Genomic DNA, 13,981 nt, shown 5'->3' on the forward strand with positions numbered 1-13,981 from the left:
GCCTCAGCGGGCGGCCAGCTCGGCCAGCGAGTCGCCGAGCAGGGCGCGCAGCCTGGCCAGGGCCCGGGTGGTGCGGGTGCGGACGGCGCCGGAGGAGGCCCGCATGGCCTCGGCGGTCTCCTCGACGCTGCGGTCCTCCCAGTAGCGCAGCACCAGGACCGCGCGGTCCTTGGGCGGCATCCGGCCGAGCGCGTCGAGGAGGGTCAGCCGCAGGGCGCTGTCGGCGTCCTGCCCCTCCTGCTCCGGCAGGGCGGCACTGGGGCGCTCGCCGCTGGAGCGGCGGCGCTGCTGGGCCAGGAAGGTGCGCACCATGACGGTGTGGGTGTAGGCCGCCGGGTTGTCGATCCGGCCGCGGCCGGTGAAGGCGCTTCGCCGCCACAGCACGTACATCCGGCTGAGGGCCTCCTGTACGAGGTCCTCGGCGTAGTGGGTGTCGCCGCTGGTGAGCAGGCAGGCCGAACGGTACAGGTGACCGGTCCGGCCGGAGACGAGCTCCAGGAACTCCGCGTCCTTGGCCTCCCGGCCCGACCCGATCCACCCCATGCGCCCTGCCCCCCGTGGTCCGCCCTCCCTGACACTTCATCGATGCGGCGGGCGGGCGGCGGTGTTACAGGGGTTCCGGCGGGTCGCCGGGCGGCGGGCGCAAGCCGCGGGTCAGGAGGAGGACTTGCGCCGGTGGTCGCGCAGCACCACGCCGCCGCCGATCAGCAGCGCGACCAGCAGCGCGCCGACACCGAGGACGTACGTCGCGGTGCGGCCGTCGCGGTCGGCCTGGGTCTCGCCGAGGCCCACCGGGCGCGGCACGATCGGCGCGGCGGCGAGCTGCACCGGGGCGTCCGGGACGGCGGCGAGGGGTGCGTCGACGGGGGCCGTGGTGACGGCCTTCACCGGGTCCACCACGCCCCAGCCGATGAACGTGTCCGGGTCGCGCTGGGTGCGCTGCGCGGTCTGCTCGATCCAGGCCCGCACCTGGGCCGGCTTCCAGTTCGGGTGGGCTCCGACCAGCAGCGCGGCAAGGCCGGAGACGTACGGGGCGGCGAAGCTGGTGCCGTTGTCCACGCACTGGCCGCCACCGGGCACGGTGGACAGCATGTCGACGCCGGGCGCGGCGACCTTCACGAAGCCGCCGTACTGAGAGAAGGGCGCCCGCTCGTTGTTGCGGTCGGAGGCGCCGACGGCCAGCACGGTCGGGAAGGCGCCCGGGTAGGTGTCGCCCTCCTTGCCGTCGTTCCCGGTGGAGGCGACCACCACGGCCCTGTTCTCCTCGGCGTACTCGACGGCGGCCTTCAGCTCCTGGTAGCCGCCGAACCGGGCGTCGCCCGCCCCGCGCACGTCCTGGGAGATGTTGATGACCTTGGCGCCGCGCCTGACCGCCTCCCTGATCGCCGTGACCAGGGTGGAGACGTCGCCGTTGCCGTCGCTGTCGTTCTGCCGGATCGACAGGATCCGGGCGTCGGGAGCCAGCCCGACGAAGCCGGTGGTCTTGCTGGGCCGGGCGGCGATGATGCCGGCCACCTTGGTGCCGTGGCCGACCGGGTCCTCGGTGGAGCTGCCCTGGATCGCTTCCTTGGTCTCCCGGTTGACCAGCAGGTTCGGGCCCGCGTCGAGCTTGCCGGACAGCTGCGGGTTGCCGTTGTCCACCCCGGTGTCGATGACCGCGACCGTCACGCCCGCGCCGGTGGTCTTCCCGTCCTGCCACAGCTCGTTCAGCAGCAGGCGCTGCAGCGACCACGGCACGGTCTGCACGTCGGGCGCGGGCTTGGGGCAGTCGCCGGCCGCGGCCAGGCCGGGCCCGCTGTCGGCGTACGCCGGGGCGGCGAGCGGGCCGCCCAGCACCGCGAGCGCGGCGATCGCCGCGGCCGCCTTCCGGTACCCGTGTCGGGTCACCCTGCCACCCCTCATGTCGTCCACCCTTGCCGCGCGCCGGGGGCGGGTGCCCGGAATCCGGGTACCCGCCCCCTGTCGTTCCCTACGGAACCCGAACGTCAGCCCCAGAGCTTGGCGTTGGCGTCCTCGGTGGTCCGGTAGCTCTGCGCGGCGTTCTCGAGCGAGGTCGCGATCTGCGCGCAGACCTGCTGGAGGTCGTTGGCCTTGGCGTCCCACTTGGCCTGGTGGGCCTGGTAGCCCTGCTGGGCCGCACCCTGCCAGCTGGAGGCGATGCGGGTCACGTTGCCCTTGAGGTCGTTCAGCAGGTGGTCGATGCGGCTCGCCGAAGCCTTGACCTCCTCGGCCGCCTGGTGAACGGTCTGGAAGTTGACGAGGATGTGTTCGGACACGTTGTCTCCCTTACGAGGATGAGGAGCACCGCGCGGTCAGCGGCGGGCGCTCCGCAGAGCGGTGGAGCGGGACAGAACGGCGGTCGGCGCAGGTGCGGCGATCAGCGCGGATGCGGTGATCAGCCCTGGGCCGAGGAGAACATCGCCTTCTGCTCCTCTTCGGTGCTCGCGTAGTGCTTGGTGGTCATCTCGATCGCGTGCTTGATCGCGTTGAGCGACTCCTTGAGGCTCGCGATGTCCTCGTTGACCCGGTTCTGCAGGTTCGTGTAGGCCGTCGCGGCCTGGCCCTGCCAACCGCTGGTGATGCCGGTGACCGTGCTGATCAGCTTGTTCTTCTCAGCCTCGATCTTGCCGATGGCCTCTTCGATCTGCTTGGCGAAGGCCAGCATCTCCTGCGCGGTCATCGTGAACTGACCCTGAGCCATGCTCCACGTCCCCCATGAGACAACATTTGCGTGTACGGAGGGCCCAGCGGGCCGACCGTCGCATCACCTGTGTGATGTCCAGCAGCACTGTAGTCGGCACACGCAACTCACCCAACACCGATCATCGAGTAGTTACCAGACCATGACACTGGGGCCAATTCGGTTGCCGCGCTTGGCCGATCAGGCGTTCTGCGGCTGGGTGGCGCTCTTCGCCGTCAGCGGCGGACCGGCCGGAACCAGGTTCGACCACTCCTTCGGCACCGGCAGCGGCTGGACCCCCTGGTAGCCCAACCTCGCCTGGTTGCCGCCGGGTTCGTCCTGCTGCTGCCCCGGCTCCTGGGACGGCGCCCCGGGGGTCGGCGTGGCGGTGGGCTGCGGCGCCGACGGCTTCGGGGAGCCGCTCTGGCCGGGCTGCGGCGAGGCCGCGGGGCGCTGGCCGCCGTCACCGTTGGACGGGACGGAGTAGCGCAACCCGGTCTCGGTGATCAGGAAGTCGGTCCCGGAGCCGGCGGCCGCGTTGTCCATCGAGCGGTAGAACAGCCCGTGACCGGGGGTCACGTACGCCGCCCCGGCACCGTTGTTGTACGGCGCGGGGTACGAAGTCCCGGCCCAGACGCTGCGCTTGGCGGTGCTGCCGTCCGCGGCGACACCGTCGTAGGTGCTGCACACGACCATCCGGGCGTCCTGGCGGTCCTGCCAGTTGTTCACCGGCGCGCCGGTCTTCAGCGGCCAGTCCGGGGCGGTGCCCTTCAGCGGGACGTCGCCACCCCACTGGGCGTTGTCGGCCGGGGTCATCTCGTCGCTGCGCGGCTTCTTGTCCTGGTCGTACTTGTAGAGCATCTGGTACGCCGGGTTCTGCCGGATCAGCTCCGCCTGGAACGGGGTGACCAGGAAGAGCTGGTCCTTGCCGACCACGTAGTGGCGGTCCTGGTAATGCACCAGCCGGCCGATCCGACGGTCGGCCGGGTTGCTCAGCTCCACCTTGGAGTTGGCGCCCTGACTGTCGGCGACCGCCTCGACCTGCGGGAAGGTGATCGGGGTGGCGTTCACCAGGGTGTCCAGCCAGTCCCGCTTGACCCGCTGCGGCACCGCGTTGGGCCCGAACACCGCGGTGACCAGCGCCTTGCGCTCCTTGTCGTCCGACTGCGGCGAGCCGATCGGGTGCTTGCGCCCCTGCGCGTCGACCACGAACAGCGCGGCGCCCCCGCCGGCCGGCTGACCCGGCGCCGGCGCGGCCGAGATCTGCTGCTCGTCGGCCTGCTGCACCAGCATCAGCTGGTCCGGGCCGAGCATCCGGTCCTTGGCCGCCAGCGCCGCCGCATCCGCTCCGGCCGCCACGAACACCGCCTGGTTGACCGTCTCCTGCTTGTCGTCCGAGCCCGGGCGGTCGCACACCGCCCACTTCATCGGCTTGCTGGCGTTGTCCGTGGTCGGCAACTTGTCCGGCGCGTAGGGGATCCCGATCGTCGGCCCGTGGTTGGGGTAGCGGTCGAGCACCCCGTCGTCCACCACCACGACCTTGGCGCCCGCCGGCAGCACCAGCCGCGCCGAGGACATGTTGAGCACCTGGTGCAGCCGCTTGGTCTTCTGGTCCTGGTCGGTGAGCACCACGTACCGGGTGGTCGACTGCTTGCCCTGGATGATGTTCTTGCCGTCGTCCCACTTCACCGGCGCGCTCGGTTTGAAGACCCCCCAGATCCCGAACCCGGCCACGAACACGGCCCCGGCCAGCACACTCGGCAGCACCGCCTTCACCGGACGCGGCGCGTCCTCGTCGCTGCCGCCGCCGGCGGGCAGCAGGAAGGCGCCCACCGTGCGCTTGCGGGCGAAGGTGTACGCGTTCAGCTCGTCCCGGCGCGATGCCATACCTCGTCGTCCCCCTAGTCAGACGTCGTCGGGCCTCCTCGGACCGACCTGCCCCGTGGTCACCCGCCGGGCACGAACCGGCGCGAACCCTCTACGATGCGGCAGCAGACGGTGAGTACGGTACGGGTACGGTCCGCGACACAGCCAGCCGGGCCGCGACAACGGATCAGAGAGGGCCACCGGGGGATGCCAAGCCAGACCGCTCCAGGACGCCGCCGCAGCGCGGGCGGCGGGAGGCCGCGCCGGGCCGGCCGGGCGCAGCGCAGCGCGCCGCCGACCGGGACGGGAACGGGGACCGGACCCGCGAGCACGGAACCGCAGCCGACCGGCACCGTGGGCGGCGGCGCCGTCCAGGTGCGGGTCAACCCCCGACCGGGGCTGCTGGGCGGGCGGTTGAAGCTCCAGCAGCTCGTCCTGGTCGAGGTCGCGGCGGCCCTGGTCGCGGTCGGCTGGACGATCAGCCGCACGGTCGCGGCCGGCTTCGGCGCGGTCGCGCTGGTGCTGGTCCTGCTCGCGCTCGTCCCGGTGCGCGGCCGCACCGTCCCCGAGCTGCTGCTGGTCCGCGCCGCCCTCAAGTCCCGCCGCAGGCAGGCCAGGACGCTGCTGCCGCCGGCCGGCACCGACCCGGCGCTGGCGCCGGCCCTGGAGCTCGAACCGGGTCTGCGCACCTGCACCCACGCCACCGAGGCCGAGTTCGGCGGCCGCCCGGTCCGCCGGGAGACCGGCATGGTCGGCGACGGGACCTTCCTCAGCTCGGTGCTGCTCGTCCAGGCCAAGGACCAGCCGCTGCGCCCGGCGCGCACCGCCCTGCCGCTGCCGCTGGACGTGATCTGCTCGGCGCTCACGGTCGACGACATCACCCTGGAGTCGGTGCAGCTGGTCCAGCACACCCAGCCCGCCCCGGCCCAGCACCTGCCCGACCAGTCGCTGGCCGCCCGTGCCTACCGCGAGCTGCCGGACGGCACCGCCACCCCCGGGCTGCGGCTGACCTGGATCGCCCTGAAGCTCGACCCGGAGCGCGCGGCGACCGCCGTCCGGGCCCGCGGCGGCGGCGAGGAGGGCGCCCGCAAGGCGCTGCAGCGGGTCACCGACCAACTGGCCGGCCGGCTCAACAGCGCCGGCTTCAACGCGACCGTGCTGGACGAGCGCGAGCTGATCGCCGCGCTGGCCATCTCCACCTGCGCCAACCCGATCGCGGTGGCCGGCCGCCAGGGCACCGGCAGCGGCGGCGGCACCACCCGCCGCACCCAGGAGGGCAACCGGTTCTGGCGGATCGACGACCGCTGGCACACCACCTACTGGATCTCCCGCTGGCCGCAGCTGAGCCGCCCCGGCGGCGCCCCCGGCCGGATCGCCGCGCCGGACCTGGTCAACCTGATCACCGGCTCCCCGGCCCTCGCCAGCACCTTCAGCCTGACCGCCGGGCACGGCACCGGCGGCTCGGTGACGGTCAGCGGGCACCTGCGGGTGACCGGCCGCAACGAGAGCGAGGTCGGCGACATCGGCCGCCTGGTGGAGACCCGGGCCCAGAACACCGGGCTCGGCCTCGTCCGGCTCGACCTGGAGCAGGCCCCCGGCATGCTCGCCACCCTGCCACTCGGAGGGGCCTCCTGATGGCGTACCAGACCTACCCCACCGCCGGACCGCAGCCCAGCGCCGAGCAGCGCCGGGCCCGGCCGCGGATCCTGCCCGGCTTCGGGCTGCGCGGCCCGCGCCGGGAGAAGCACGTGCTGGAGCCCGCCGACCTCGCGGCGCTGGCCTTCCCCGTCGGCGACGACGGCGTGGTGATCGGCGTCGACCCGCAGGGGCTGCCCGCGGTGCTCGGCCTGTTCCGCCCGACCTCGTACGACCTGGTGCTCGTCGGCGGCATGTGGACGGCTCAGGTCATCGCGCTGCGGGCGGCCGCGATCGGCGCCCGGGTCGCGGTGGAGACCGCCCGCGGACAGCTGTGGGGCCCGATGGCCCAGGCGGCCGGCGGCGGCCAGCCGTGCGTGACGATCCACCAGGTCGGCCGACTCGGCCCGCAGGGCGCCTCGGTGGCCTCGCCGGTCCTGGTGGTGCGCGACCTCGGCGCCCGCCCGCCGCGCAGCCGGCTCTCCGCCGCGCCCTGGCAGACCACCCTGACGCTGCTGCCCTACCTGGGCCCGAACGCCTCCCGGGTGCTGAACGCGGCCGACCTGGTCGGTGTGCAGCGGATCTCGCCGCAGGAGGCGGAACTGACCGGCCGGGTGCTGTCGCTGCCGCCGGAGGACGTGGCCGCGCTTCCCACCCTCGGCGACGACCTCACCCTGTGGGCGACCCGGATGCGGCGACAGTACGTACGGGCCGTGGCCGGGCAGGCCGAACAGCAGGTGCTCGGCGGGCCGCGCCGGATGGACTGAGCGCCGGCTCGCCGCACCGGGCGGGCCGGCGGGGAAGCGAAGCCGCCTTCAGCGGGGGTTGCCGTACGGCCTAGTCTTTGATGCGGCAACGGCACCGCTGAACAAGCGGCGGCGAACACGAGGGAGCCAGAGTGAGCAGCGATCGGGACGGCGTCTACGTCGGCGACAACGCGGCGGAGGACGACGACGACTGGTCGGACGCGCCTGACTACACTCCCCCGTCCTGGTACGTGCAGACCGAGCCCGCGGGGGCTTCCGGCGCGGCCGCGCCGGCCGCTTCCGCACCGGCCTCCCCCGCTCCGGCCGAGGCCGGCGCACCGGTGCCCACCGTCGTTCCGGGGCAGGCCCAGCAGGCTCCGGTGCAGCAGCAGGCCCACGCCCCGGTGCCCGGCCAGGCCGCCGCCCCGGCGGCCGAGGCCGCGCCGACCGCCACTCCCGTCGCCCCCGTTCCGGCGCCCGCTGCCACGCCCGCCGCGCCGGTCCCGCCGGTGCAGGCCGAGGCGCAGCACGTCCCGTTCCCGGTTGCCGCCCCGGTCCCGCCGGTCGCCGAGCAGCCGCAGGCCGGCGCCCCGGCCTGGCCGACGCCGGAGGCCGCGGCGCAGCAGCCCGTAGCGCAGCCGTACCCGGCGGCGGGGCCCGCAGCGGCGGCGCAGCCGGGGCAGCCCGTCCAGCCGCAGAACTTCGCGCAGCCGCCGGTCCAGCAGGCCCCGCCGCAGCACCCCCAGGACCCCCAGGGCCCGCCGGCGGGCTGGGACCCGCAGGCCGCGTGGGCCGCCCAGCAGGCTCAGCACGCCCAGCAGCCCGTCACCCCGCAGCAGCCCGTCGCCCCCCAGCAGCCGGGCCCGCAGGCCCAGCCCGGCCAGCCGCAGCCCGGCCCGGTGGACCCGCGCCAGGGCGGCTGGCCGCAGCCCGTCGCGTACCAGCAGCCGGCCCAGCCGCAGCCCGGCCCGCAGGCCCAGCCCGGCCAGCCGCTGCCCGGCCAGCCGTTGCCGGGGCACCCCGGGCAGCCGTGGCAGCAGCCGCAGGCCCCGCAGCCCAGCGCCTTCCAGCAGGCCGCCGCCCCGCAGCAGACCGCGCACGGCGCACCGCTCGGCTACACCGCGGCCGTCGAGCTGTCCTCGGACCGGCTGCTGCGCAGCCAGCCCAAGCAGCAGCGCCAGCAGCCGCGCTTCCAGTTCGGCGGCAAGGCCGCGGCGGCCGAGAAGGCCCGCAAGCTGGAGATCATCCGCACCCCGGTGCTGAGCTGCTACCGGATCGCCGTGATCAGCCTCAAGGGCGGCGTCGGCAAGACCACGACCACCACCGCGCTCGGCGCGACCCTGGCCAGCGAGCGCCAGGACAAGGTGATCGCGATCGACGCCAACCCGGACGCCGGCACCCTGGGCCGCCGGGTCAAGCGCCAGACCGGCGCGACCATCCGCGACCTGGTGACGGCCATCCCGCACCTGCGCAGCTACATGGACATCCGTCAGTTCACCTCGCAGGACCTGAACTCGGGCCTGGAGATCCTGGCCAACGACGTGGACCCGGCGGTCTCGACCACCTTCAACGACTCGGACTACCGCCAGGTGATCGACGTGCTGGGCCGCCAGTACCCGATCATCCTGACCGACTCCGGCACCGGCCTGCTGTACAGCGCGATGCGCGGGGTGCTGGACCTGGCCGACCAGCTGATCATCGTCTCCACCCCCAGCGTGGACGGCGCCTCCAGCGCCTCGACCACCCTGGACTGGCTCTCCGCGCACGGCTACGCCGACCTGGTGCAGCGCAGCATCACGGTGGTCTCCGGGGTGCGCGAGACCAGCAAGATGATCAAGGTCGAGGACATCGTCGCCCACTTCCAGACCCGCTGCCGCGGCGTGATCGTGGTGCCGTTCGACGAGAGCCTGGCGGCCGGCGCCGAGGTCAACCTCGACATGATGCGGCCCAAGGTCCGGGAGGCCTACTTCGAGCTGGCCACCCTGGTCGGCGAGGACATCGTCCGGGCCCAGCAGGCCGCCGCCCAGCAGGCCGGCTGGCAGCAGCAGGCCCAGCCGCAGCCCGGCTACCCGCAGCCGTACGCCGACCCGCGGCAGCCCCAGCCCTACCCGCAGCAGGCGGGCCAGCCCGCCCCCGGGGCGCCGTGGGCCCCGCAGCCCGGCCAGGCCCCGCCGCCCCCGCCCGGGTACGGCTACCCGCAGCAGCCCGCTCCCGGGGCGCCCTGGCCGCAGCAGCCGGGCCCGGGCTACGGCTACCCGCCGCAGGCACCCCAGCAGTGAGACGGCGGAAGGGGCCCACCGACACCCGGTCGGTGGGCCCCTTCCGGCGTCCCGGCGCTCAGACGCCGTCGGTCAGCTCGCGGGCCCGCTTGACGTCGTCGGCCATCCGGTCCAGCAGCGCGTCGATGGAGTCGAACTTCTCCATCCCGCGCAGGTAGGCCAGGAAGTCCACGGCCACGTGCATCCCGTACAGGTCCAGGCCGACCCGGTCGATGGCGTACGCCTCCACGGTGCGGGCGGTGCCGTCGAAGGTCGGGTTGGTGCCGACCGAGATCGCCGCCGGCATCCTCTCGCCGTCCGCCGTCAGCCAGCCCGCGTACACGCCGTCGGCCGGGATCGCGCTGTGCGGCACGGTCTCGACGTTGGCGGTCGGGTAGCCCAGCTCGCGGCCGCGCTGCGCGCCGCGCACCACCACGCCCTCGACCCGGTGCGGGCGGCCCAGCACCTCGTTGGCGCCGGCCATGTCCCCGGTCTCCACCAGCCGGCGGGTCAGGCTGGAGGAGAACGGCTCGCCGTCCCCGGCCGTGCCGCACACCCGGAGGTCGACCACCTCGACCTCGAAGTCGTCCGCCCGGCCCAGCTCGCCGAGCAGCGCGACGTCCCCGGCCGCCCGGTGCCCGAAGCGGAAGTTGGGGCCCTCGATGACGACCCGCGTGTGCAGGGCGTCCACCAGCACCTGCCGGACGAAGGCCTCCGGGGACTCCTGGGAGAACTCGGTGGTGAACGGCAGCACCAGCACCGCGTCCACGCCCAGCTCCGCGATCAGCTCGGCGCGGCGCGGGTGCGGCGCGAGCAGCGGCGGGTGGCTGCCCGGGCGGATGACCTCGCGCGGGTGCGGGTCGAAGGTCACCACGACCGCGGGGATTCCGAGTTCGCGGGCCCGCTCGACCGCCCGCCCGATGATCAGCTGATGTCCGCGGTGCACCCCGTCGAACGAGCCGATGGTGACGACGCTGCGTCCCCAGTCCCCGGGGATCTCCTCCAGGCCACGCCAGCGCTGCACCTGACCGCTCCTTGTTCCGTACGGTGCGTACCCTCTGTACGCTCAAACGCTCAAAACCCGAACCCCTATAGCGTGCCATGCGCCTGCCCCGGCTCAGGCACCGGAATACGGGTTGAGCCCGCCGAGGGCCCCGTCGACCGCCCGGGCACGGCCCGCCCGGCCTCCTCGGCGGCGTACCGCGCGTCCCGTCCGGCCGCCGCCAGGGCCCGCATCCGGGCCGGCCGGGGGTCGTCCTGGGCGGTCGGCGCGGCACCGGACGGCCACCGGGCGAGCAGCCGGGCGAAGGCCGCCGACCGCCCGGCGCAGCGCACCAGCAGCTCGTCCGCGCCCGGCAGCCCCTGGGTGGCCCTGGCCAGCACCACCCGGGCCCGGGCCGGGTCCTCGGCCGCGCAGTGCTCGGCGAGCCGCTCCACGACGGCGGTCAGCACCGCCGGGTCGGTCTCGGTGGCGAGCAGGGCGTCCAGCAACTCGCGGCGCAGCGCGTCCGCCGCCGGGTCGGCCACCGGGACGGACAGCGCCTCGGCGAACGGCCGCCGGACCGCCGCGCTGCGGTCGGCCAGCGCGGCGCCGAGCAGCATCCTCAGCTCCGGCCGGCCGCCCGGGCCGACGGCGGCGGGCCGGGCCAGCCGACGGCCGAGGTAGTCGACGGCGACCGGACCGGCCAGCGCCGGGTTCCCGCGCAGCAGCCCGGCGGCCAGCTCGGCGCCCCGCCGCAGGGCCGCCGGGGCGGTGGCGTCGGCCAGCACCCGCAGCGTCTCGGCGGGGGCCGCGCCGGGGGCGCCCGCCCGGTCGGCGAGCGCGGCCAGGACGGGTTCCGGGTCGCTCTCCAGGGCCGGGCCGAGCGCCCTCGGGGTGAGGAAGGCGTCGCCACCGGCCCGGAACCGGGCGAGCGCGGCCGGCAGGTACTCGGCCCTGGTCACCGGATCGCCGACCAGCAGCGCCAGCGCCGCCCCGTGCAGACCGGGCTCGTCCTCGCGGGCGAGCAGGGTCAGCGCGGTGTACCGCAGCAGCTCGACCCCGGCACCGGAGGCGTACGGGGAGGTCCGCAGCGCGTGCACGGCGGCCGCGACGTGCCGCTCGGGCCGCCGGTCGTGGCTCCAGCGGTCCACCGCGCGGCAGAGCGCGGACGGCTCCTCGGCGGCCAGCACGGTGAGCAGCGCGTCCGCCCGCGGGTGCGCGGCGGCCGCCAGCGCGTCGGCCAACTCGTCCAGGGCGAGCCGGCGGTGGGCGTGCAGCAGGTCGTGGGCGAGGTCGGCCGTCGTGCGCCCGGGGCGCCCCGGCAGGCCGTGCGCGTCCTCGAACCAGGCGCAGAGCAGCGGGAACACCGCGACCGGGTCGGCGCGCAGCCGCTCTGCCACCACGGCGAGGAAGCGCTGCCCGGGGCCGTCGGCGGGCACCAGGCGGCCCAGCAGGGCGAGTTCGGTCTCGACGGGCAGGCCGAGGCCGGTCCAGAAGGCCGGGCCGAAGCGGCCGAGTCCGGCCGCCGGGAGCGCCACCGCACCGGCCGCGCCCGCCCGTTCGGCGATCCGGGACGCCAACTGGTCGAGCAGGGCCAGGTGTTCGGACCGGTCCGGGCTGGCGGCGAGGCCCGCGGCGAGCAACCGGGCCGCCCACCAGGCGGGTTCGCTGCCCGGCGGGCGCAGGTCGAGGGCGCGCCAGATCCGGTGCAGCCACGGGTCCAGGGCGCCGGCGCCCCAGGTCTCCGCCACCCGGCGCAGTGCGGCGGCGACCGGACCGATCCGGTGCCGGGCGACGGCGTTCGCCCCGGCCGGCTCCCCCGCCGGGTGGCCGCCGGGCTCCCGCGCCTCGTCGGCGGGCCACGGCGGGGTGTCCTCGGCCTCGCCGAGCAGCAGCCGCAGCGCCGCGTCCAGGTCCAGGTGCCGGCCCTGCAGCCAGTCCGCGAACTCCCCGTGCGCGAAGCGGAATCCGGGCCCGGCCGGGACGAACAGGCCCTCGGCGAGCACCGCCTTGACCCAGCCGCCCTCGACCGGGAACAGCTCCTCGAAGACGGCCCGGTCCAGCCCGCCGCCCGACCGGTCGCCGAGCATCCGCCGGGCCGCCTCGTGCACCCGTCCGGCCACCGCCGCCGCGAGCCGGCGCACCCGGCGGTGCCGCGGCCCGCCCTGGCGCACCGCGCCCCGCCGGTGAGCGCCCGGGCGGCGCGGCCGGCCGTCCTCGGCCAGCCGCTGGGCCACCCGCAGACAGCGCAGGTCCAGGACGGCGCCGAACAGTTCGCTCCGGCGCACCGGCCCGTCGTGCAGCCCCTGCGCCCACAGCTCCCCGGCCAGCCGGACGGCCAGCGGGTGCCGGGCGTCCTCGGCGGCGGCCGGGTGGCCCGGCGGCAGCCCGTACCGGCGGCGCACCCGCTCGGCCGCCTCGGGGGGCAGCGGGCCGAGCCGCTGCCCGGCCAGGCTCGGCCCGCCCGCGCCGCGGCCGTCCATCCGCACGGTGGGGGCGCTGCCCAGGTCGCCGTCCGGGTGCGGCTCCTGCGCGCGCCGGGGGCCGGGGGTGCCGTTCCCCCAGGTCTCGGCCGCGAGCAGCTCCCACAGCTCCTCCCCGCAGGCCGTCACCAGCCTGGCCCCGCAGCCGGTCAGCCACTGCCCGGCGCCGCGCAGCCAGCGGGCGTCCACCGGCAGCGGGGCCTCCTCGGGGCCGTCCAGGACCACCAGCAGCGGCCGGCCGGCCGCCGCGCACAGCGTCGCCACCGGCTCGGGCGCGGGCGCCGGGGTGCCGAGGACGGCCGCCGCGGCGGCCAGCGCGCGTTCCACCGGTTCGGCGAGCGAGCGGTCCCCGGCGCGCAGGTCGGCGCCGCGCAGCCAGAGGGTGGGCAGCGGGTGGGCGCCGCCGGTGCGGCGGGCGGCCAGCGCGGCCAGTTCGGTGGTGCGCCCGCTGCCGGGGGCGCCGACCAGCGCGGTGACGGTCGCGACCGGCTCGTCCCCGGCCAGGCCGTCCGGCCGGTCCACCCGGTCGGCGGCCAGGTGGGGCAGCCGGCCCGGTCCGGCGCCGGCGGCCGCCACCTGGGCGGCGGTCAGCCGCAGCACCCCGGCTAGGTTGAGCGCCGGGCCGTAGCCGGGCACCGCCGCCGCGTTGCTCGCCAGCAGCCCGGCCAGCACCTCGGCGGCGCCCGTTCCACCCGGAGGGCCGTCCCCGACCGCCGCCGCGCCCACCGGCACGGCCGGCAGTGCCCCGCCGTGCCGGGGACCGCGCACGGCGGGCGCGGCCAGGGCGACCACGGCCCCGCTGCGGGCGTCCAGCACCGGCGAGCCGGCCGGCACCGCGACCCCGCCGACCACCGGCACGTCCAGCAGCAGCACCCCGGCCGACCGGTGCCCGCCGTACGCCGCGCCGGCGACCCCGAGCAGTCCGCAGCGCAGCGCGACCACCCGTCCGTCCTCCCCCGCCAGCGCGGGCAGCAGCACCTCGGGCCCGGCGGCGACGGCGGCCAGCGGCAGCGGCGGCACCGGCAGCCCGCCGACCGCCTCGGTGCGCAGCAGAGCCAGCCCGTGCCCGGGCAGCGGCAGCACGGCGTCCGGGCCGAGCACCCTGGTCTGCCCGCCGGGGGTGTGCAGGACGACCCGGTCCAGTCCGGCCACACTCTCGTGCGCCGTCAGCACGACTCCCTGCGGGTCGGCGACGAACCCCAAGCCGTGCAGCCGGCCGTTGAGGTCGCGGATCCGCAGCAGGTACCGCCCCGGATCGCCCTCCGGAAAACCCGGCATCTCGTGCCCCCTCGGCCGTCGCTCGCCCGCTGCCCGGAGCCTGCCCGCCGAGG

Annotated in this window: 10 protein-coding genes; 3 read left to right on the forward strand and 7 right to left on the reverse strand. The window is 76.0% G+C overall.

Translation table 11 applies throughout. The features are described 5' to 3' along the window. Positions 1-3: 3 nt before the first annotated feature. The 5 genes from ACGF0D_RS30250 to ACGF0D_RS30270 all read right to left on the reverse strand — a co-directional run bounded on the left by ACGF0D_RS30250 (position 4) and on the right by ACGF0D_RS30270 (position 4,567). The gene (locus tag ACGF0D_RS30250) at positions 4-543 is read right to left on the reverse strand and encodes a SigE family RNA polymerase sigma factor (protein WP_392921585.1); all 540 of its coding nucleotides are present in this window, start codon (positions 541-543) and stop codon (positions 4-6) included. 111 nt (positions 544-654) lie between these two features. Further along, complete coding sequence (gene mycP, locus ACGF0D_RS30255; RefSeq protein ID WP_392884234.1) at positions 655-1,887, reverse strand: type VII secretion-associated serine protease mycosin; 1,233 nt, start codon at positions 1,885-1,887, stop codon at positions 655-657. Positions 1,888-1,985: 98 nt separating this feature from the next. After that, on the reverse strand, positions 1,986-2,276 hold the full coding sequence (locus ACGF0D_RS30260; protein WP_392884232.1) for a WXG100 family type VII secretion target: 291 nt from the start codon (positions 2,274-2,276) through the stop codon (positions 1,986-1,988). A gap of 119 nt (positions 2,277-2,395) precedes the next feature. Beyond that, a complete protein-coding gene (locus ACGF0D_RS30265) occupies positions 2,396-2,701 on the reverse strand; it encodes a WXG100 family type VII secretion target (RefSeq protein WP_392884231.1) in 306 nt (101 codons plus the stop codon). Positions 2,702-2,881: 180 nt separating this feature from the next. Further along, positions 2,882-4,567, reverse strand: a complete 1,686-nt coding sequence (locus tag ACGF0D_RS30270) for a type VII secretion protein EccB (protein WP_392884229.1) — start codon at positions 4,565-4,567, stop codon at positions 2,882-2,884. Positions 4,568-4,753: 186 nt separating this feature from the next. Between ACGF0D_RS30270 and eccE the strand changes: the two genes are divergently transcribed. From eccE to ACGF0D_RS30285, 3 genes are all read left to right on the forward strand, one after another. Beyond that, the gene (gene eccE, locus ACGF0D_RS30275; protein ID WP_392884228.1) at positions 4,754-6,181 is read left to right on the forward strand and encodes a type VII secretion protein EccE; all 1,428 of its coding nucleotides are present in this window, start codon (positions 4,754-4,756) and stop codon (positions 6,179-6,181) included. Beyond that, entirely contained in the window at positions 6,181-6,948 is a 768-nt protein-coding gene (locus ACGF0D_RS30280) for a hypothetical protein (protein ID WP_392921588.1), read from the forward strand. Before eccE ends, ACGF0D_RS30280 begins: the two co-directional genes overlap by 1 nt. Before the next feature lie 131 nt (positions 6,949-7,079). Next, positions 7,080-9,206 carry a MinD/ParA family protein gene (locus ACGF0D_RS30285; protein ID WP_392921591.1) on the forward strand — a complete coding sequence of 709 codons (2,127 nt, stop codon included), beginning with the start codon at positions 7,080-7,082 and terminating at the stop codon, positions 9,204-9,206. Positions 9,207-9,264: 58 nt separating this feature from the next. Here ACGF0D_RS30285 and ACGF0D_RS30290 read toward each other — a convergent pair whose 3' ends face one another. Together ACGF0D_RS30290 and ACGF0D_RS30295 are read right to left on the reverse strand one after the other, a co-directional pair. Further along, a complete protein-coding gene (locus ACGF0D_RS30290) occupies positions 9,265-10,209 on the reverse strand; it encodes a bifunctional riboflavin kinase/FAD synthetase (protein ID WP_392921594.1) in 945 nt (314 codons plus the stop codon). A gap of 65 nt (positions 10,210-10,274) precedes the next feature. Next, a complete protein-coding gene (locus tag ACGF0D_RS30295; RefSeq protein ID WP_392921597.1) occupies positions 10,275-13,928 on the reverse strand; it encodes a serine protease in 3,654 nt (1,217 codons plus the stop codon). Between the last annotated feature and the right edge of the window lie 53 nt (positions 13,929-13,981).

It is taken from the genome of Kitasatospora sp. NPDC048298 (genome assembly GCF_043201465.1).
Lineage (GTDB): Bacteria > Actinomycetota > Actinomycetes > Streptomycetales > Streptomycetaceae > Kitasatospora.